This is a genomic window from Aureisphaera galaxeae, assembly GCF_028561275.1.
Classification (GTDB): domain Bacteria; phylum Bacteroidota; class Bacteroidia; order Flavobacteriales; family Flavobacteriaceae; genus Aureisphaera; species Aureisphaera galaxeae.
In genome coordinates this window covers 37,021-58,105 of the sequence record NZ_JAQQTF010000002.1, presented here as the reverse complement: position 1 = coordinate 58,105, position 21,085 = coordinate 37,021, and the positions used below count along the sequence as shown (strand labels likewise).

13 protein-coding genes are annotated in these 21,085 nt (G+C 42.5%); 10 read left to right on the top strand and 3 right to left on the bottom strand.

All coding sequences use genetic code 11. The annotated features are described in order from the left end of the window. Window positions 1–20: 20 nt before the first annotated feature. A complete protein-coding gene (locus POV27_RS00235) occupies window positions 21–5,414 on the bottom strand; it encodes an HYR domain-containing protein (protein WP_272860710.1) in 5,394 nt (1,797 codons plus the stop codon). A gap of 210 nt (window positions 5,415–5,624) precedes the next feature. Here POV27_RS00235 and POV27_RS00230 point away from each other — a divergent pair, with 210 nt between their 5' ends. The 3 genes from POV27_RS00230 (at window position 5,625) to POV27_RS00220 (ending at window position 11,191) form a co-directional block, all read left to right on the top strand. Further along, window positions 5,625–6,731: a helix-turn-helix domain-containing protein gene (locus POV27_RS00230; protein ID WP_272860709.1), complete on the top strand. Its 1,107-nt coding sequence runs from the start codon at window positions 5,625–5,627 to the stop codon at window positions 6,729–6,731. A gap of 331 nt (window positions 6,732–7,062) precedes the next feature. After that, entirely contained in the window at window positions 7,063–8,313 is a 1,251-nt protein-coding gene (locus POV27_RS00225; RefSeq protein ID WP_272860708.1) for a S8 family serine peptidase, read from the top strand. Between the two features lie 112 nt (window positions 8,314–8,425). Then, window positions 8,426–11,191 (top strand): CHAT domain-containing protein, encoded by a 2,766-nt coding sequence (locus tag POV27_RS00220; protein WP_272860707.1) that lies wholly within the window; start codon window positions 8,426–8,428, stop codon window positions 11,189–11,191. A gap of 90 nt (window positions 11,192–11,281) precedes the next feature. Here the strand turns inward: POV27_RS00220 and POV27_RS00215 are convergent, their stop codons facing one another. Continuing rightward, complete coding sequence (locus POV27_RS00215) at window positions 11,282–13,804, bottom strand: T9SS type A sorting domain-containing protein (protein ID WP_272860706.1); 2,523 nt, start codon at window positions 13,802–13,804, stop codon at window positions 11,282–11,284. A 153-nt stretch (window positions 13,805–13,957) separates the two neighbouring features. Between POV27_RS00215 and POV27_RS00210 the strand changes: the two genes are divergently transcribed. From POV27_RS00210 to POV27_RS00200, 3 genes are all read left to right on the top strand, one after another. Next, window positions 13,958–14,509, top strand: coding sequence for an RNA polymerase sigma factor (locus tag POV27_RS00210; protein ID WP_272860705.1), 552 nt, complete (start codon window positions 13,958–13,960; stop codon window positions 14,507–14,509). A gap of 3 nt (window positions 14,510–14,512) precedes the next feature. Beyond that, window positions 14,513–15,319, top strand: a complete 807-nt coding sequence (locus POV27_RS00205; protein WP_272860704.1) for a tetratricopeptide repeat protein — start codon at window positions 14,513–14,515, stop codon at window positions 15,317–15,319. 186 nt (window positions 15,320–15,505) lie between these two features. Then, the gene (locus POV27_RS00200) at window positions 15,506–17,077 is read left to right on the top strand and encodes a T9SS type A sorting domain-containing protein (RefSeq protein WP_272860703.1); all 1,572 of its coding nucleotides are present in this window, start codon (window positions 15,506–15,508) and stop codon (window positions 17,075–17,077) included. Window positions 17,078–17,205: 128 nt separating this feature from the next. Here POV27_RS00200 and POV27_RS00195 read toward each other — a convergent pair whose 3' ends face one another. After that, on the bottom strand, window positions 17,206–17,499 hold the full coding sequence (locus tag POV27_RS00195) for a hypothetical protein (protein ID WP_272860702.1): 294 nt from the start codon (window positions 17,497–17,499) through the stop codon (window positions 17,206–17,208). Window positions 17,500–17,868: 369 nt separating this feature from the next. Between POV27_RS00195 and POV27_RS00190 the strand changes: the two genes are divergently transcribed. Genes POV27_RS00190 through POV27_RS00175 form a run of 4 tightly spaced genes read left to right on the top strand, consistent with a single transcriptional unit; the run spans window position 17,869 to window position 20,775 of the window. Beyond that, window positions 17,869–18,678 carry a hypothetical protein gene (locus POV27_RS00190; RefSeq protein WP_272860701.1) on the top strand — a complete coding sequence of 270 codons (810 nt, stop codon included), beginning with the start codon at window positions 17,869–17,871 and terminating at the stop codon, window positions 18,676–18,678. A gap of 20 nt (window positions 18,679–18,698) precedes the next feature. Beyond that, entirely contained in the window at window positions 18,699–19,337 is a 639-nt protein-coding gene (locus POV27_RS00185; protein WP_272860700.1) for a hypothetical protein, read from the top strand. Next, window positions 19,313–20,116 (top strand): sensor histidine kinase, encoded by an 804-nt coding sequence (locus POV27_RS00180; RefSeq protein ID WP_272860699.1) that lies wholly within the window; start codon window positions 19,313–19,315, stop codon window positions 20,114–20,116. The genes POV27_RS00185 and POV27_RS00180 overlap by 25 nt, the downstream gene beginning before the upstream one ends. Then, window positions 20,113–20,775: a response regulator transcription factor gene (locus tag POV27_RS00175; RefSeq protein ID WP_272860698.1), complete on the top strand. Its 663-nt coding sequence runs from the start codon at window positions 20,113–20,115 to the stop codon at window positions 20,773–20,775. The genes POV27_RS00180 and POV27_RS00175 overlap by 4 nt, the downstream gene beginning before the upstream one ends. Window positions 20,776–21,085 lie beyond the last annotated feature (310 nt).

The following is a 21,085-nucleotide window of genomic DNA, read 5'->3' as shown; positions in this document are numbered from 1 at the left end:
GTTACTTTGTTCTTGGTTAGTTATTCTTTAATAAGCTGTTGTACCAGCTTTCCATTCTTTCCTTGGATGACCAATACGTACACTGCACTATCCATGAAGGACACGTCCAGGATTCTTTGCCCGCTCATTTGAGAAAGGTCATGTAGTTGAATGCGTCTTCCCAAAAGGTCGAATACAGTAAGTGTTTCCAATTCGAGGTCTAAGGGATTTTCAATCACGATATGATCTTTCGCAGGATTGGGGTAGATTTCTACGCCAGCTAGAACCCCAACATCATTTTGTCCCAAGGTCGATTCTACCGTAAGCGTAAATTCACAGGTTGCCACATTTCCAAAGGCATCTTCGGCCGATAGGGTAATGGTGTAATTTCCGTCCGGAAGTAAGGTTCCCGCCTCAGGATCTTGAGATGTAATGGTTAAGGGATCTGTACAATTGTCGATAGCGCTAGCTTCCCCAATGGCAAAATAATCGGGTACTTCGTAGAAAAGATTGCCCGGTCCGGGATCGACCGTTTGATCAGCCGGACAGGTAAGCTCAGGAGCCAAGTCATCCACCACCGTCACGGTTGCAAAGCAAGTAGCAATATTACCGTGTATATCCTCGGTAAATATTTGAACGGTTACTGGAGTACCAATGTCTTCACAATCGAATTCGAAAATGTCTACGGCAGAAGTAAATATGCCACAGGCATCGCTGTTCGAAGCAATTACATCTTCAGGAACGATGCTTGCCATCCCGTTTTCATCCAATGACAAACTAATGTCCATACAAATCAATTCCGGAGCTGTGTCATCTACAATGGTTACCAAGGCCTCACAACTTGCCGTATTTCCATTGGTATCGGTTACCGTAAGTATTACCGTATTTTCACCGATATGGCTGCAATCGAAAGTGTCCACATCAATTGAAGATTCCGCTATTCCGCAATTATCGTTAGAACCAGCACCAATGTCGGTAGGACTAATGGTAACTTGCCCGGAAGCATCGAGTGAAACCGTGATATCTTGGCAGACTACATTGGGTAGCGTCGTGTCTTGCACAGTAACGACTGCCGTACAGGAAGCTTCGTTCCCACTTGCATCGGTTAGGGTTAACACGACATTGTTATCTCCGATGTTTGAACAGTCGAAAGTGCTGATATCAATAGATGAGGAAGCTACCCCGCAGTTATCCGAATTGACCCCTAAAACGTCAACTGCGGTTATGGCGGCGCTTCCCGAATCATCTAAAGAAATTATTATGTTTTGACATTCTACTGTAGGTGGAGTCGTATCTTGAACAGTAACCGTAGCAGTACAAGTCGCTTGATTTCCGCTGAAATCGGTAACCGTAAGAGTTACCGTATTATCCCCAATATTTGAACAATCGAAAATATTTATATCCAATTCAACGTACTCAATGCCACATACTGCCGAAGAACCATTATCAATATCTGATGGAACAATAGTGGCTTGTCCCGAAGTATCCAGTTCCACAGTGATATCTTGACATAAAACCGTAGGTACATTGGTATCCTCTACCGTGACTGTTGCTACACAGGATGTCATATTTCCGCTTTGGTCAGCAACAGTCAATGTTACCATGTTATCTCCAATATGGGAACAATCGAAGGTGTCGATGTCCAAGTTGTAGTTAACAATCCCACAAACATCCGATGAGCCTGCATCAATATCGGCAGGACTAATACTCGCTTGTCCCGAAGCATCTAGTGTTACCGTAATATCCTGACATACGGCTACAGGCGGTGTATCATCTACTACATTTACTGTAACCAAACAAAACGCTTCATTTCCACTGGTATCTGTAACAAAAAGAGCTACCTCTATGGGTTCTACGTCGGAACAATCGAAGGTGTCGATGTCTAGGGTCTTGCTAGCGATACCACAATTATCACTAGATGATATTTCAATATCCGCTGGCGTGATCGATGCTTGTCCAGACGCATCTAAAGTAACCGTGATGTCTTGGCATAGCACCTCTGGTGGTGTCGTATCCTGAATCGTGACTACTGCGGTGCATGTGGTTTGGTTTCCGCTGACATCTGTCACAGTTACCTCGACTTGGTTGTCGCCAATGTTTGAACAGTCAAAATTATTGATATCAAGGGAAGTAGAAGCTACCCCGCAGTTATCGGAATTGACCCCTAAAACGTCAACCGCGGTTATGGTAGCATTTCCCAAATCATCTAACGAAAGAACAATGTCTTGACATACCACATTGGGCGGTTCGTTATCTATAACGGTTACCTCCATGGTACAGGAACTTTCATTCCCTGCAGCATCTGCAACCGTCCACGTTACTATCGTTGTCCCCACTGGATATACTCCAGAAGCATCATTTGTACCCGTATAATCATTAATAGCTTCAAGCACGGGAATAAATGCTTTTAATTGAAAAGTATCTGAACAATCACTTATTTCACCTACATCCTCATCTCCTTCCAGTGTAAAGGTTAAATCTGGACCGAACGTTGTTATCCAAGAGTTCCAAGTATCCATTTGTACAATGAAGGATCGAAACGTTCCGACACATCTCGAAGTTTCTGGGGCGCATTCTGAAAAAAGAACCATTCCGTCCGGACCGCTTATTACGAAACACTCATCGGGAGAGTCGAACTCACCTTCGAAATATACCTCCATAGTAACATCCCCAGTAGTACTGGGAAGCCCAGCAATAGTTGTAGGCGTATCTACCAAATCATTGCTTACAAAAATCATATCGGTAAGAGGACCCGTAAACTCAGTCCCCGTATCGCAAATACCCAAAATGTTAGGCGTGGAAACAGAGACATTGGCTTCGCAAAAGCCAGGATCTGTTACTGCAGTTATGTTATCAGAACAGGTAATTTCAGGAGCTTCGGTGTCCGTTACAACAACATCCATACTACAGGTACTACTATTGCCAAAGGCATCTACGGCTGTCCAATTTACCGTTGTGGTCCCTACCGGATAGCGGTCTGAAGCATCATCCGTTCCATTAAAGTCATTTGTTATGTTAATAGCATCGGGATAGGTTATCTCTAACTGAAAATAGTTTGTTGAACAAGAAGCCAGGTCCACATCCGAATCTGCCTCTAACGTAAATGTAAGTGCAGGGCCATAGGTAGTAATTAAATTGTTCCAAGTGGTGGATCCCACCAAAGCTACTGTACTGTCTTCTGTACATGCCATTTCATTACATTCCGTGGCGTACGTAATACCTGCAGGATTTCTTAAAAGAAAGCATTCACTAGGCTCATCAAAATCTCCAGCAAATCGAATATCAATTCTTACGTTTCCTGATCCAGGAATTACGGGTCGTACCCCGTTGAGTAGCGTAGGGGTATCTGCTAAAGAGCCCCCAACAAAATTGAATACGGTCATTGGGCCTACAAAAGAGGAGTCACAAAGATCGCTAACAACAGGCGATGGAATCATTACTTCTGCATCGCATCTTCCCAATTCGGAATTAGCAGCTATGGTACCTGGGCATGCAATCTCCGGTGCTTCCACATCATTTACAGTTACCGTAAAGAAGCAGACGTCACTATTTCCGAAGAGATCGAATCCCTCAAAACCAACAATCGTGGTTCCTACAGGAAATACGCTTCCGCTCGGCGGACCTAATATCTGAAGCACTTGTGTAGGGGTACAATTGTCTACCGCCGTGGCATTAGGGAAGGTAACCACAGCTCCACAAGTTCCTGGATCATTATTTACCACAATATCAGCGGGGCAGGTTACGATGGGAGCCTCGTTATCCTGAACCACAAAATTAAACGAGCATGTATCTGTATTGCCGGCATCATCTGTAGCTGTTACGGTAATGATATGAGTTCCCCAAGGAAGTATGGTTCCCGGAGAAGGATCGGATGTCACTGTCACTCCAGAACAGGTATCGGTTGCATTGGGTAAGGAAACATTAAGTATTGCTTCGCAAGTTCCCGCTGCCGTTGGCACAACCACATCGGATGGGCAACTGTCCAATACCGGTGGAACGGTGTCTAATACGGTAACATCGAAACTACAGGTAGTGGTGTTTCCCGAATTATCTGTATACTCGAAGGTATTGGTGGTGGTCCCCATAGGGAAAACACTTCCACTTGGAAGGCCAGCGGTTTGCGTTGGGGAAAGATCGAATTCGATCACATACCTTCTACCGGTACCATCGGGAATATCGTTCCATTGCTCTGTGTTGCGCATCACCACATAATCCTCCAACGGGAAGGTGGCATCAGGTTGACCGGGAATCCAATTTTCATAGGTCACAGGGGCTCCGCTGTGCCATTCGAAAGTACCTTCTACAGCTATATCATTATATCCAATTAGAATGGCTCCGCCCCATCCGGCATCATTGGCCGCGGTGCGAACAAAATTATTGGTAGCTGCATCGGGAATGGTAGCTAAATAGGCTCCCAAGGACTCAGCCTCAGTAAATGCATCTGGAGCAGTGGCAGTTCCAACCGATAGAAAATAAGCCTTGTCGTTATATTCTCCCATGGGTATGAAAGTAGAGGGTATTCCCCCCAAGAGACAATTATCACTTACGATAGGCAGTGTGTAGTCAACGACAGCGCCACAAATACCTCCGTCTTGCTCCACCGTAATATCATCTGGACAGGTTATAGCAGGTGCTTCGGCATCTACTACCGTGACGTCCATGGAGCAGGTGTCTGTGGTTCCGTCAAAATCTACCACCGTCCAAGTTACCGTGGTTGTTCCCACCGGATAGGTATCCGAAGCGTCATCGGTCCCATTGTAATCGTTGGTAAGCGTATATGTTAGCGGGTACACCAGAGTGAGTTGAAAATGATTATCGATACAGATGACATCGCCCTCAACATCTGGATCTCCCAAAAGTGTAAAGGTGAGGTCCCTTCCAAAAGTATCTAACCAACCGTTCCATGTGGCTGCGGGAATCGTGACCGAATCATTTACATCAATGCATGAATTCCCAACATCGCAAACTGAGTATATAAGTGATCCGTCCGGGCCAGTTAGGTCAAAGCACTCGGACGAATCACTAAAATCCCCTGTAAAGAAAATTTCCAAGGAAACATCTACGACGTGATAGGTAAGTTCTTCGAGTAAGGTAGGGGTGTCTATCAATTGATTAGAACCATTGACATTAAAGGTCGTTAGCGGTCCTACGACGGGGGCAGGCACGCCACCTTCGGTTACTATAGGTGGTGATACCGTGACAAATGCATTACATTGACCAGGATCATTATTTATAGTGCTATTGCCTGGGCAGATAAGGCCTACAGGTAAGGGTGTATATGCGATATGTGAGTAGGACATTCTGCCCAGTAGGACTGAGGAGTTTAAAAGTAAAATGACGAGTACCAGACTTAGCAACAATGAAATGCGCGTATGCTGTAGTGGATCATTCTTCCGAAAGGAGAAAATAAGGTGTTTGGGGTAATAGAATTTCATAGGGTCATTATTTTGGGGTTCGTAAATTCGTTGGGTCAAAACACCAGAATCTGCCCCTAAAAACCTATTATAGCTTATAGACAAAACTCTAGACAAGATCATAAAATACTGATAATCAAATATTTATAATTAAGTCTTTTGACAAGTAAATCACGGTATCATTTTAAAATGGGGATGGAAAAGCCTACCTTAGTCCTACTATTATAAACCATGACACAGGCCTTTCTTGCTATACTCATATTCAGTGCGCTCCAGCTTATAAGTTTTGCCATCGTGCTGCTGTTCAATAGCAAATACGATGTAAAGGCCAATCGATGGCTCACGGCTTTGTTGGTGTTTTTGGGATGTTGTTTGCTCCTGTTTTCGTTGAACAGGATCGAAGTGCTACCCCAGGTCTCTTTGTTGGGATATGCCTTGGCCTTCCTGGGAGGACCCATCCTTTTCTTTTACGTACGCACTTACCTAACAAACAGCTATTCTTTTAAACCAGCACAACTACTCCATGTTATTCCATTCCTAATTCAACTGGCCTTATGGGCATCGGTAATACTACCCCTGTCCGATGCAGAAAAATTGGAATATCTGCAACGGATGAATGCAGGTTCCGATTGGTATCCCTTACAACGGGAAGTGAGTTTTATTGCCGTTGCACTATTTTATATTTATTTGATCTATAAAGACATTCGCCGGTACCATCAATTGGCAAAGGAAGAGTATTCCTATACGAATCAAAATGTGCTGATCTGGTTCTATGGTTTTATCCTATATCTCATACTTAGTCCCGTTGCAGTTTCCCTAATTGCCTTGCAAATTGGACAAAATGAAGTGCTGATTCTATCGGGATTCTTAAGTGTCTTCTGTTTTATTATCATGCTGGTCGTTTTACTCCGTCCAGAAATCTATCAGGGTTTGGGCATCATTGCCCCAGTAAAGTCTTTTTCCAGGCAAACTCCTACCCTGGCAGATACGGAAAAGGATCGCTTGTTCCAGGAACTGCAACTGTATTTTGAAAGGGAAAGGCCTTTTCTAAATCCTACCCTTACCTTAAAGGGCCTTTCGGATGCTTTGGAAACCAATCCCAACTACCTTTCACAAAGTATCAATGGTAAATCGGGAAAGTCCTTTTTCGATTTCATCAATACCTACCGCATTGAGTATGCAAAAACATTGTTATTGGATGACACTTTTGCCAAATACACGGTTGAAGGCATCGCCAGCGAATCGGGATTCCGTTCCAAGTCTGCATTTTATAACGCCTTCAAAAAGATGACTTCCATTTCCCCTTTAGAATTCAAAAAGCAGCACCAAGCGGTGTAAGCTTCCCATTTCAAAATCCATTTTCTGCCTTTCGACCTTTTCATTCTTTGAAAACTAGAAGGAGAAATATCCCATTGTGGAATTACCATAAAAGAATTGTGTGTTTAACGGAAATAGGACTCTTCGAACAAAAAATTCATGACCTTATGGGTAACAAATTTCGGGATTAACCTCATGTGGTTGAATCGATTCACAAAAGGCGAAATCTGAAAAGCCTGCAATAGAGTAAGATGAACCCGGGCATAAAAAACAAGACAAATATGCCCTATTAATTCTCCTTGTGAGAATTCGAAGAATACAAAACCTAAACCTAATTATTAAAACAACAATTATGAAAAAGTTATGTTTATTCGTAGCATTATTGCTACTCATATCCGCATGTGAAAAAGAAACCACAAATACCCCTGAAGTCCTAGAAAATGGACCCACTACAGATTTTGTGGGAGGAAATGTATTGGTCCCAGGACAGGTAATTATTAAGTATGACGCCGGCCTTACAGAGGCAGAAAAGCAAGTGTTACGGGACTTCTATCAGGTAGAGGACTATAAAACCTGTTCCTGTGCAGATCCTAGCTTGGAATTATGGATCTTCGAAGTTGATTCTAATGGTAACTTGCCAGGCGGAGGCACGCTAGAGGGTGTAACAGAATCTACAAAAGATGATGCCGGTGTTGAAGGTTCGGAATTCAATCCCATTATTAAGCATGATGGTATAGAGTTAAGCGCCCCTTTTGGTCCAGCGCACATTACAACGGGATTGGATATCATGTCCACAACCAATAGTGGGGTGACTATCGCTGTATTGGATACGGGCATTGATTATAACTATTTCCGTTTCGAAGAACCTTTTCTTTACAATAGTGAAGCTTCGGGGGATTCCTGTACGGACAACGGTATGAATGATTATATAGGATGGGACTTTGTAGAACAAGACAACAATCCGTTCGACGACCACGGACATGCTACACAGGTAATTTCCCTCATATACGAAACATTGGATGCCCAGGATGTGGATTTTCAAGTACTTCCAGTAAAAGTATTCGATCAAAACGGTATCGGAACCTACTTTGATATCCTTTGTGGATTTAGGTATGCCGCCAACAATGAAGATGTGGCCATTATCAATTTAAGTTTTGGATGGTATGAAACCCAATATGAGTTACTGAAACGATTTATAGAAGAAACCTTGGATAAAAAAGTGATCGTAGCCTCTGCTGGAAATGACGAAAATAACAATGATCTCGTTCGTCATTACCCTTCTTCATACGAAGACGCCAATATCCTGTCTATCGCATCGTGGAATACAGACTTGATAGAGGTAGGATTATCCCGTTTTTCCAATTGGGGGGAAGGCTCTGTAGACTTGGCTGCACCGGGTGAGAACATTCCATTTTATATAGATGCAAACGAATATATCTTACTATACGGAACCTCATACGCTAACGCATACGCTTCGGCCATCGCCGCGGGTATGCATGTACCTGGCATGAGTCCCAGTCAGCTTATTTCGTCCGTGATTGCCAGTGGTATTCCGGATGATAACCTGAATAACATACTGTACCACTCTTACATCTACTATTAGTGAGGTTTGAATAATTAGGTTTAGGTACAACTATTATTATTTAGACCACTGGGGAAGGGATTTCCAATTCCTTCCCCTAAATAGTATCTTTAACCTGCAAAACGTTTTACTGATGGGGGAAATAAGAAAAACGGTACTTTGGTTATGCTTCGTTTTGGCAATGGCCACGGCCCATTCCCAACAAACTGTAGCAGAGTATGTAGACTCCCTTTTGGTTTTGGAAATACCCAATCCCGAAAAGGAAGCGAGTATAGAAAATTATCTCGGAAAACTTCCCGAAGACACTCCGCATTTAGAAGATGCCTATTATGAATTTGCCAAATGGTGTAAGGTTCGTAATAACAATGCCGTAAAGGCGCAATGGTATGGTAAAAAAGAACGAGCCCTTCGCTTGTTGAAATATCCTCCTACAGATGATAAGACCAAAAGGAATCTGTACAATTTAGGGTATTTCCATTACTATGCCGATGAGCCCGATCTTTGGGCCGCCAAGGCCTATTATGACACCTTGGTATCTGTCTCAGAGGATCACGAAATAAGGAGCGGCACGGCATACCGAGAATTAGGGAATATCTATAACCATTGGGGGGATTTTCAAAATGCATTGGAGCACTATCAATTATCACGGCAAATCCTAAAAAAGGGAGAACGCCCGGACAGGGAACTCATTACGCTCATCAATACACTGGCAAACTATGTAGATATTGGCGACCCCTCCCAATTGGACGACTTCCTTCGCGTTCGAAGCAATATTGATTCATTGGAGGGTGTAGAAATAAGCAAATGGCGTTGGGCAAAGGTCCTTCTTAACACAGCGGCCATGTATAAAATTGCGGGTAGTTATGATGAAGCCAGACAGAATGCCCGCAAGGCCTTGCCCATGTTTCAAGAATTGGAAGCAACGCAAGACGTATTTTATTCACTTACCATACTTGGGGGTATTGAAATTGAGGAGGGCTATTTCGAAAAAGCAAGGCCCTATTTCGAAAAGGCTAGAGCGTATACCGAAAAGAATCCCATTTTATTGAGTAATGTATCCAATCATCTGGGTGATTTGGAGTTTCGATCCGGTCATCCGGAAAAAGGATTGGACCATTACTACGATGCCGTTTCTTGGGTTGCCCATGGACATACCTCAACTCCAAAAAGGAAACTACCCTCTAAGGCGGAAATAGGAATTTCCCCAGACAAGAAACGTCTGTTCGGCTATTTAAACGATCTTTCGAGTGCTTGGATTCGTTACTACGAAGAAAGTGGAGAGAAGCGCTGTCTGCGAGAGGCTGAAGCCGTTTTAACCTTAGCCGATGCTACTATTGATGAACTTTTTTTAGAGAGTCGCGAGGTGATTTCTAAACTGAACTGGCGAGAAAAAGCATCTGCATTATACTTAGACGCAATAAAAGTAGCTTTCCTCACTCAAAAACCTGAGCAAGCCCTTTACTACATGGAAAAAAACAAAGGGTTATTGCTATTGGAAAGTACGGTAGATGTTTGGGCCAAACAAAGAGCTAACATTCCCGCGGTTGCATTGAAACAGGAGGAATTTATGCTACGTAAGTTGCAAGAGGGACAGCTTTCATTGACCCAAGCTATGTTGAAAGATGTTGCCAAAGACGAAGTTGAAGCCACGAAGAAAGAACTCTTAAAGCTAAAAAACCGACATAGGAAGTTTGTAGACTCACTGGAAGCCATCTATCCCGTATATGTGAGCTCCAAAAAACAGCTTACTATTTCCTCGTTCCAAGACATTCAAAAGGACATGAAGAAAGACGAACGCATCGTAAGCTATGCTTTAGGAGATAGCTTAGGGTATGCGCTCATGATTTCGAAAGAAGGAGTTCAATTCCGTCAACTCTCTTCGAGCGTCCCAAAACTAGTGGAACGCATCCAAGAACTCCAGAAACTTTGGACGAAACCTTTCGGGAATCAACAGGAAATAACGGAATATGTATTTCGTGCTACCCAACTGTATAAAATTCTGCTCCCCTTCGAAGATTTTGCCGAAACCTTCGACTGGGATTCTATTACCATTATTCCCGACGGGATTATTCAAACAGTACCTTTTGAAGCACTTACCGTCTCGGAAGATTTACCCCTTCCCGAAGCGTATCTCATTTCCCAATGCAACGTACTCTATAAATACTCACATTCATTGGATGTACAGATAGGGCGTCTGCGAGAAAACGGAAGCACGAGTACGGCAAGTTTTTACCCGATCATATTCAGAAACCCTCCTATGGATGAGCTTACGTATGGTCTGCGGGAATCGGAAGCTTTGTGGGCTTACTTTCAAGAGGATATATATACGTTCAAAGAGGCTTCCAAAGATGCCTTTCTGGAGGAATTCGATAAGAATTCGGTCATTCATATTTCTACCCATGGAGGGACAGATGGTAATGGCCCATGGTTAGCTTTTTATGACTCGGAATTGCGGTTGGATGAACTTTTCCTACTGAAAAACAGAAAGGAAATGGTGGTTTTAAGTGCTTGTAAAACAGATGTAGGTGATCTAAAAAAAGGGGAGGGTATCTTCAGCATTAAACGAGGGTTTTTTAAAGCTGGAGCCCGAAGTGTAGTGTCTACACTATGGAATGTGAACGAAAAGTCAAGTTTTGAGATCACCACAAAGTTTTATGATGAATTAGCTTCTGGTAAAACAAAATCTAAAGCCCTTAGAGATGCGAAACTCGCCTACTTAAACCAATATGCAAATACCAGCGAGGCTTCTCCTTTCTATTGGAGCCCCATTACATTAACGGGTTATGATGGTCCCATTGCCTTAGACACACCATCTCGTTTTCCTAAACCCTTGCTTTGGTTACTACTTATTGTTCCCTTGTTATTTATTCTAGGCAGTAAATTTATCAGGAAATCTTAATTCCATGATCTATATAAGTAAGCGGGCATTCTTTCGAATGCCCGCTTCTTCTATGACCAAAAAAACTATGTTGATGGTTATCTATTGGTCCTATTCTACAACAATCCTTTTGTGGATGGTTCCATTTTCCGTCGTAAATACCGCGAAATAAATTCCGGAAGCTAATCGCCCGGAAGCATTCCACTGTACAATGCGTTCCTCATGTGCCTTCAGCTTTTCGGAGAAACTATGACGAACATTTCCGTAGAAATCATGGATCTGTACATCGACCTGGGTATCATAACTGGTCTGTAGTACAAAATTCATGCTTCCGCGATTCGGATTAGGCGAAACCACGGCAGTTTCGAAAACACGGTCGCTTAGACGAACAGGTATGAAACATTCCTGATTGGAAAAGTCTGTAGTAGATCCGTCCCTACAAACTGCCTGAACTCTCCAAACAAAACACTTGTCCCATAAACCAGAAGGAAGGGCCACACTGTTCGTAGTCGTAGTAAGGGGTGCTATAGAAACGCCTACCTTACAACCACAGTCAATTTGTGGGACACCACCTGGAGGAGAAGAAACGATATATTCTACCGCTCCCGGTACGGGATCCCAAGTAAGGGTAGTTCCTACCACCTGTAGATTTGTAGGTGCAGGCAGCGTCGTACAATCTACATCACAGTAATAAATGAATTCGTCTTCAAAAGAGCATTCATATCCACCCATATCTTTTATAACGGTAACCGTATACAATACGTCTACTTGAAGTAAGCGCATCGTACCGCTTCCTCCATCGGACCAAATAACGGTACATCCAGGATCGATATCATTCCCGGCTCCATCTACGATATGCGTCAATACCCATCCTTCATCACAAGGGTCGCAACCCTCTCCTTTGGAGCCCATAGTGGTAATGTATTCCTCCATGGCCTTAAAGTCTGCATCAGTATAAGTTCCTCTTGCTTCGTAGAGATCTTCAAGAAGCTTGCCTGTCTGTGCCTCTGGACAATCAATGGCTTCAATATGGATTTCACCTTCACAACAATGTTCTACATAAGTAGCTGTATACACACAATTATCTGGTGCAGGATAGGTAATCGTTACGATCCATGTTTCATGAGGTTCTGTGTAAATCCAATCTTGATTTTGCGTTTCCCCAGTATCAGGATTATGCCATGAAATCTGTACACCCCCAGCGGAAGTAATAGGAGTACCATCGGCACTCAATACTTGAATAGGCCATTGGTCTGCCGTACAAACTACATCCGGACAATCTGGATGACTCCAGTACGGCTCGATATACGGTTCGTCTTGGCAATTTTCGTCTGTACCACAGATCTCGCAGGTGGTTACCGTGAAGTTGACCAAATTCGTATCGCTGTCAATTAGTTCTACCGCAAGTTCAGAGCCATTGAAGTCGATTTCGGTACATCCCACATCGGTAATAACAACGTCTACATTAAATAGTACGGTATTAGTTCCTACGGGTACCGGATTCGTAACATCATTCCAAGAGAAAACCACTTGAGTCTGGGAAACAACATTGAACCCACTACTGGCCGAAGGAAAGTTAGAAATACCCTGTATATCTACTATACCGGCATTCGAGAACTCGATCGTTCCTTGAAAGCCAACCAACGGATTTACGTTTCCTATCGCAGTAGCAAAAACGGGAATGCTTACTGTATCCCCTACATTGCCATCCATGCATCCAAATGAAATATCAATGGTTCCCGTACCGCCATCCAATCCGCAGATATTACAAGGCGTCACCGTAAAGTCTACCAAACCGCTATCATTAATAAATTCGACCCCAGCAACGGAGCCATTCAAATCAATGGCGGAGCATCCCACATCTGTAATTAACACATCCACATGGAATAAAACCGTATTGGTTCCTATGGGTAAAGGGTTGGGAACATCGTTCCAAGAAAACACGATCTGACTTTGAGAAACAATATTAAAGCCACTACTGGCCGATGGGAAATTGGATATTCCCTGAATATCCAGCATCGCAGCATTGGAGAATTCTATGGTTCCCTGAAAGCCCTGTAAAGGATCTACATTTCCATTCGCAGTGGCGAGTACAGGAACACTTACGACATCCCCCACGTTCCCATCTACACAACCAAATGTAATATCGATCGTACCGGGAGGTTGCAAGCCAGTACATACCTGCCCTGGATTTATGGTAGGCGTAAGCAATCCGCTGTTGGTTATGAATTCAATCTCTGCAAAAGATCCGTTTAGATCTATAGCCGAACAACCCTGACCAGTGAGGGTAAGGTTTATATTGAACAGCAGCGTATCTATGTCTACTGGAATCCCCACTAGTGCATTATCGAACCACAAAAATGCAATTTGCGTGGCCGAAACTTGGTTAAACATTCCATTGGCTGTGGGGAAATCGGTCATATCTATGAAGTCCATTACCGAAGCATCGGAAAACTCGATCGTTCCCTGAAAACCCAACAGGTTTTCTGTTACCGTTGGAGCAGAAGCCAATACTGGAATCGTAACATTGTCGCCAGAATTTCCAGACGCCGTTCCAATATTAATTTCTATCTGCCCATTTGCACTCCCGAACGCAAAGCACAGAAACGCAAAAAAGAAAAGAATTTTTTTCATTGTAAAATGGTATTAGTTTACTCCTACTCTATTAAGGCTTTTCAGATTCCGCCTGTTCCCGAATCGATTCATTTTTAAGAGGGTAGAGTCACATTTTGTTACCCAAGAATTTTCAAGTAATTTTATTCGGCCCATTTCAAGGCATTTCTGCATATGCATAAAGAGGATCCCTTTATAAAAGGCTTTCTGGGGGGAGAGCCAGATATACTCCGTAAAATCTATTCCCAATCTTTTCCTACTGTGCGAGGCTATATCATGAGCCGAAACGGATCTAAGGCAGAGGCGGAAGACATTTTTCACAATGCCTTGGTCACCTTATACGTGAAATTGAAAAACGATGAACTGCAAATTCAGTCATTTGAAAGCTACCTTTTCACTATGTGTAGGAATATGTGGAGAAGAGAACGTTCAAAAAATAGGGTAACAAATCTGGATACTATCCCTCTAGTTGATGAAAGCGTAGATATGGCGAAGTTTTCTATAGAGCAAAGCCAGTGGGATCTATATCAGGAAAAGTTTAAGGAGTTGTCCGAAAATTGTAGGAAACTCTTAGGAATGACCTTTAAAAAGATAGCTTATAAGGAGATTGTTACTTTCTTTAATTATGCTTCCGAAACGGTCGCGCGACAGCGGGTTTTTAAATGCAAGTCACGACTGCTTCAGCTCATTAAGAGAGACCCGAGATACCTACGCCTCAAAACCTAAATTATGCAAGAAGACGAATTGGAATACCAGAAGATTGAGCGTTATTTTCGAGGGGAAATGACTGAAGAGGAGCATGCGGCTTTCGAAGATGCCATGGAAAAGGATCCTGACCTTAAAGAACGGGTTACCATTCATTCTACCATCGACGCCCTAGAGGATGAAGAAAAATGGATGACTTTTGAAGGAGCTCCCGAACTACTGAAAAAAGAGGCAGATTTATTTAGATCTGAGGACACCCTTCAGTTTTCAGAAAAGCTAAAAGCATTCAGAAACCAAACATCCGTTTCCGAAACTACTTCTAAAAGTCCATGGTTCAACAAATCCCTTTGGGGTGCTATTGCCGCGATTCTTATCATTGCCATTTTTGTATTCTACCCAAAAGACCCTAACCTCAATACCTTATTTGAAGAATACCACAACTGGGAAGACTTACCTTCCTTAGTTACCAAAGGAGGCGACCCTAATGACCCTGCCCGATTGGAATCCCTATTCCGCTCCAAAGATTACGAAGGGGTGATCGCTTCTTCAGAAAGTTTGGAAATCGCTGTGGAAGGATCGTATGCCCAAGCCCTACTCTATGTGGGTGCTGCTCATATAGAATTAGGGAATTATCGACAAGCCCTCGCGACTTTTGATCGACTTATAAACAGCAATTCTTTAGACGCCCACAAGGGATATTGGTACAAAGCACTCACCTACCTGAAACAAGAAAATAAAGAGCAATGCTTGGAGGTTTTAGATATCATTGCTGCCGAACCAACTTACTTCATGCATGAGGATGCCAAACAACTATTGAAAGAACTTCGATAACCCAAATTCACCTCTCGAATAACCAATCGCTATACCGGCGAAGAGGACCAAAAATAGCGTTAGGATGAGTTTTTTGTTAGAAAAAACCCCGAATTCCTATTTTAATCCCCAAAAGAGCACCCTAACTTTATGAAAGTGAATTATTTGCTATTTACAGCATAGTATTCCTCTCTAAAACCGAAAGCTATGAAATACTTGTACCTATCCCTCTTTTTACTCCTTTCCACTAGTACTTCTCTATATGGACAATGGTTGGATTGGATAGACCAAACCGACTCCCGTATCGTAATCACGAACATTAACGATAACGACGATCCCGCCAAAGTGGACGATCAAGAAAAAGACCTCGCCGTGGGCGATTTCGACAACGATGGCTTTATGGATTTGGTCATTGTGCGCAAAGCCTCCTTCTCCACTCCCGGAGCCAAAACCGACCTTCTTCTCATGAACCGAAACGGCGTTTTGGAAGACGAAACCGATCTGCATATTCCTGAGTTTCTTTCGGACAATACCGATGCTAGGGATGTCATTTGTGTAGATGTAAATGGGGATACCTGGATGGATCTTTTTTTGGTAAGCACTTTCGACGATCAACCCAAGTTATTCATAAACCAAGGAAATGACGGTAATGGCGATTGGCAAGGATTTGTAGATGAATCCAGTACCCGCCTTCCTACACTTACCGTTAGCATTATACAGTTTTGTGCAGGTTGGGCAGGCGATCTAACAGGTAACGGTGCACCCGATTTGTACATGGTAAATTACGATAGTTCGGGAACGGCTTTGGACGTATTGTTCATTAACGACGGTTCAGGAAACTTCACAGAAGAAGCCCAAACCCGTATGGGCGATCTTAGAAATTCCAGTTTCGGAACAGGGGTAGAATTCCACGATGTAGACAATGATGGCGATCTGGATATTGTAAAAAATTTGGGGTTAAACGATGTCGCCCCTTTTAACGATAAAGGAACCATTGCCCTTTTCAATAATGGAGATGGTACATTTACAAACTGGTTCAAACTTCCTGGAGACGCCACCTATATGTTCACGGCAGGTGATTTAAATGACGACGGGATGATGGACTTTTATGAAGTGGATGACTTTGCCGATTATGTGAATTACATCACAGGTTTTGTGGTTGACCAAAGTTTAACCATTACTACAGCGGCGCTACCCACCAATAGAACCGATAATTGGGGTGGAAATGTAAAAATGATAGATCTGGATGGCGATGGCGATCTCGATGTAGGGATGTCCAGTGTAGATACGGACGAACCGCCCTGTGAGACGGGAGAAGACAGACGATACATTATTTTCGAAAATGAGGGGCTCAATAGTGGAGATCTAGTACATCCGTATGGTGCTACTATTAACCCATGGAATGTCTCCACCTATGATCATGATTATATCGATATAAATAATGACGGTAAGATGGACATGATCTTGGGTACCTGCGATGGCTACCAAATTTTCATGCAAGCTCCCTTGCTGTCTACCAACGAATCTGAATTAAAAAATGAGGTATCTATTTACCCAAACCCTACATATGGCTTACTGCAAGTGCGATTAGAAAATATCCCCGCAGCTACGCTGGAATTATACTCCCTTACTGGAAGTGTGATCACTTCCCAAACCTATGATTCCGTATCCAACACTCCTATTGAAATGAACATCAGCTCCCTTACACAATCTGGAGTTTATTTCCTGAAGGTGAATACCGATAGTGGAACGGTGACCAAAAAAATAATCGTACAGTAGTTTTTTGTTTAGTTTGACAAAGCCTCGGAATATTCCGAGGCTTTTCATTTTTCGAATTACTTATCTGTTTTTAAGATCAATTTTGAAAAAGGCTCATGTGTAAAGCCGAAAACAGATAGGCATATAGCCTACTTGCCTACATCTGCGATTACCATGATCTCTACCCAACCAGTTATATTCTTATTATTAGCTGGTTGAATTTTCATAGTTGCCTCCAGATCTACGGTCCCGCCGGTCCAACTTATAGAAGTAACTGCTACTTCTGCCGTTTCTACGTTTTGACCTCCGTTATTGAATTTTTGATAGAATCCTGTTAAGGCGGCAAAGGCCGATTTCACATTGGAGTCGAAGGTTACAGAGCCAGTCTCCGTATAGTCCTTTCCTGAAAAATCGATTTTTTCGGTTTTAATTTCTAGTCCCATTATGTAAAGTATTAAATGATTTTACCTACTCTATTTATCTTTTGAAATCATTCGCTATGAAGTTAAGGAGAGGCTTTTCGGTTATCGCCTAGAAGAATGGTTTCTCCCTTGGGATCAAAATTGATACTATAAAGTGAAGTTCATTAGCCTGTATCCCATAATTTTACGATTTTGTTTACCCTATCCGTGTATAAGGGTATCCCCTGAAAATGCCGGTGGTATCCCCGTGAAGTTTCTGAAGAGAAAACCATAAATAATTGATAATGAATGTTTTAAGATAATTTAGTAAAGAAGCTAAAATTTCATATACCTGATTTTCAACATTTTATAATTTATCTTAGCTTCTCAACTAACAAAAACTTTTCAATCATGAAGCATTCAATCCTTTACCTATTAGCGTTAGTCTTGCTCGGGATGTCATGCAAGCAGGGTCAAAAGCAAGAAACAACCTCAACATCAGAAAAAACGATTTTTCAAGATCCTCCTACCCCTCCAACCCCCTTACCTTGTGTGAGTAATTATCAGATTTACGATGAAACGGCCTATTTATGGATAGAGAGTTGGGCAACGTATAATAATTCCTTAAGCGAGAATAACAACTATACGATTGAAACGGTTCCCAACATATCTTTTAGTGCCGACTCTCTTAAGTCACTTCAGGATCATGACCTTGAGGCAAACGGTGTGTTGCTGTTCTATATTAAAAATAATGTGAGTGATCCCATACCCTCGCTCGCCATGGTAAATACCAAAGATTGCGTTCCCCAACCGAATGATTGTGAGAACGGTAATTGCATTCTGGCATCATGGTATGAAGGCGATCAAGAATTCATTAGTGAAGAAAAATTCAATGAATATCAACGGAATTGGTGCAAAAGTGCAGATGCTACTGTTGTCTTCACTCCGGTATATGCTTTCAATTACTCATGGGATGCAATAAACGACCATCTAGCAGATGGAAATGGCGAGGGTATAGACATAAAATATGGATTGCGTACTATCGGCCCATCGGACACAGCAGAATTCACGGAAGAGGCTAGCGATACCATTACAGGGAGTGTAGTATATAGCAATATCATTTACGGACAGGGTCAAAATTTCAATAATATTAGAGCCTTCGACTTTGCCATGCCTTGCCCTACCTATTGCGGTGACCGTGTATATAGCTGCGATAACTAACCATTCGCCAATTTTCAAATATGGGACTTGTTTACACCGCTTTTTTTATTACGTTGGTTCCTGCAGTATTGGCCGCCTTTAAATGGCGCCTTATGCAGGAACATCAACGTTGGTTTTCTGTATTGCTTTGGTTTATTGTTGTTAACTCCTTTGCAGGTTGGATTTGGACCCTGCAAACCGGGAGAAGCAACACCCCTTTCTTTTACGTATACATTCTAGTAGAGTATCTTATTTTGCTTCAAGTATATCGGTTTATGTTTTCGGAAAGCATCAAAAAACAGATCTGGGTTATACTGGCCATTGGGTTTTCGGTCATTTGGCTCATAGACGTGTTCACTGGAAAAGGATGGTGGGGCTTCCCCGATTATATCCATGCCCTAGAAGCCGTTATTTTATTAGTTATCGTTGCGAAATGGTTTTTGAAGATGTTAAAGGAAAAAACGGTGCTGCATCCCGAAAAAACCTTCGAGTTTTGGTTATCGGCAGGATTGCTCCTTTTCTTTAGTGGCAACTTCCTGCTGTTCGCCTTTCCAAAGCTTATGCTCACCGCCGGAAAAGAAGTGTTTGAAGCCATCTGGAAAGTAAATGCTATCTTGAATATTCTATTGTACACCATCTATACCGTAGCCTTATTATGGGTGAAGAGAACAACCAAATAGTCTTAATTTTCATAGCTAGTGCTGCCTTCGTGGTGCTTATGGCTATTCTGTTAATCCTATTTTTGGTCATCTATCAAAAACGAATTGTCGCTCAGGAAAACAAGCTACAAAAGATAGAAAATGAAAGGCAACAGGTGTTGTTGAAAGCTACCATTGAAGGACAAGAAAGGGAGCGAAAACGCTTGGCCAAGGAACTGCACGATGGGATTGGCTCTTTATTATCTGGATTGAGCCTTACTTTGAAATTTCAGAAAAACAAACAAACTCCCAATTCTGAAGAAGCGCATTTTTTTGAGGAAACCTGTCGCTTGGTCGATGAAGGGATTGAAGATATGCGCAGGGTAAGCCATGATTTCATGCCCGCTACTATTGAAGAGTTTGGATTAATTACCGCCCTGCAGGAATGCATTAAGCCTGTGAACAACTCCAAAGCTTTGCATGTACAGATGAAGATCCCCAAAACGGCCTTTCCACTTCCCAAAAATGTCGCTTTGGGAGTACTGCGGATTTTTCAGGAACTGCTACAAAACACCCTAAAGCATGCCCAAGCTTCAGAGGTTGTTACCACCTTAGAATTCCATCCCAATCGGTTCCGTATGTTATACACCGACAATGGAATCGGGATGAAAGCCCATGAAATGGATTCCCATGGAATTGGGATGAAAAGCATACAAAGCCGTATCCAAGCCATGGAGGGTGACTTCTCTTTGCATTCAGAAAATAAAGACGGTTTCGCGGCAACAGTAGAAGTTCCCATTAATCATAATGAAGTATCATGAAAAAAGCCATACGAATTGCCATCGCCGACGATCATACATTGGTCCGTTCTGGAATCACCATGATTTTAAGAAGCAACTCGGATTTTGCAGTAGTTCAGCAATCGGAGAATGGTAGGGAGTTGCTCGAAGGACTGGAACAATCCCACCCCGATGTGGTGCTATTGGACTTGGAAATGCCGGTTTTGTCGGGGTCCGAGACGTTGATCGAAATCAGAAAGCTGTATCCTGATGTTCGAGTGCTTATTCTCACCATGCACAACAACGATGCTTTTATTGTACGAATGATGGAACTTGGGGCCAATGGGTATCTCATCAAGAACTCCGACCCGGATGAAGTGATTAGGGCCATATACAAGGTCGTCGAATCTGAATTCTATTTTTCCGATACCGTATCCAAAGCCATGCTCCAGGGACTTTCCAATCCAGAATTGAAAAACAAGGGTACGCTTACGGGTCATGGCCTTTCCGAACGGGAAGTTGATGTACTCAAGCTTATTTGCCAGGAATATACCACTACCGAAATTGGGGAAGCCCTGTTTTTAAGCCCGAAGACCATAGAAGGCTATCGAAAGGTCCTCATGGAAAAAACCGAGGCGAAAAACATGGCGGGATTGGTACTGTTCGCCGTACGACACGGGATTCATATTGAAAATAGTTGATATAAAAAGAAGTTGCGGTTAACATCGAAATGCCAACCGCAACCTTAAGAAGTAGTTATCTGATTAACTAAGAAATCGTCTATAGGGTATTACTGCTATTACCAAAATTACTAGTAAAATAATCACGTATTTTTTGTAATAATCTTCCTCTAATAATTCTGACAGATAGAACACATCATTCACTTCGTCATAATACATGCTAAAATTCTCATTTGTTGAAATAGAAGGGCATTTTGATCTGCTAACATCCTGTTCGTAGGTCCTCCCTTTATATTCAAACTCGAAATAGCTATAATTTCTTTTCCCTAAT

What these genes read in the sequence shown, in the direction of transcription:
- POV27_RS00225 (WP_272860708.1), top strand. Translation starts at nt 7,063, where the DNA reads ATGAAAAAGTTATGTTTATTCGTAGCATTATTGCTACTCATATCCGCA.
- POV27_RS00180 (WP_272860699.1), top strand. Translation starts at nt 19,313, where the DNA reads ATGGGTGAAGAGAACAACCAAATAGTCTTAATTTTCATAGCTAGTGCT.
- POV27_RS00210 (WP_272860705.1), top strand. Translation starts at nt 13,958, where the DNA reads ATGCATAAAGAGGATCCCTTTATAAAAGGCTTTCTGGGGGGAGAGCCA.
- POV27_RS00220 (WP_272860707.1), top strand. Translation starts at nt 8,426, where the DNA reads ATGGGGGAAATAAGAAAAACGGTACTTTGGTTATGCTTCGTTTTGGCA.
- POV27_RS00215 (WP_272860706.1), bottom strand. Translation starts at nt 13,804, where the DNA reads ATGAAAAAAATTCTTTTCTTTTTTGCGTTTCTGTGCTTTGCGTTCGGG.
- POV27_RS00195 (WP_272860702.1), bottom strand. Translation starts at nt 17,499, where the DNA reads ATGGGACTAGAAATTAAAACCGAAAAAATCGATTTTTCAGGAAAGGAC.
- POV27_RS00235 (WP_272860710.1), bottom strand. Translation starts at nt 5,414, where the DNA reads ATGAAATTCTATTACCCCAAACACCTTATTTTCTCCTTTCGGAAGAAT.
- POV27_RS00205 (WP_272860704.1), top strand. Translation starts at nt 14,513, where the DNA reads ATGCAAGAAGACGAATTGGAATACCAGAAGATTGAGCGTTATTTTCGA.
- POV27_RS00190 (WP_272860701.1), top strand. Translation starts at nt 17,869, where the DNA reads ATGAAGCATTCAATCCTTTACCTATTAGCGTTAGTCTTGCTCGGGATG.
- POV27_RS00230 (WP_272860709.1), top strand. Translation starts at nt 5,625, where the DNA reads ATGACACAGGCCTTTCTTGCTATACTCATATTCAGTGCGCTCCAGCTT.
- POV27_RS00175 (WP_272860698.1), top strand. Translation starts at nt 20,113, where the DNA reads ATGAAAAAAGCCATACGAATTGCCATCGCCGACGATCATACATTGGTC.
- POV27_RS00200 (WP_272860703.1), top strand. Translation starts at nt 15,506, where the DNA reads ATGAAATACTTGTACCTATCCCTCTTTTTACTCCTTTCCACTAGTACT.
- POV27_RS00185 (WP_272860700.1), top strand. Translation starts at nt 18,699, where the DNA reads ATGGGACTTGTTTACACCGCTTTTTTTATTACGTTGGTTCCTGCAGTA.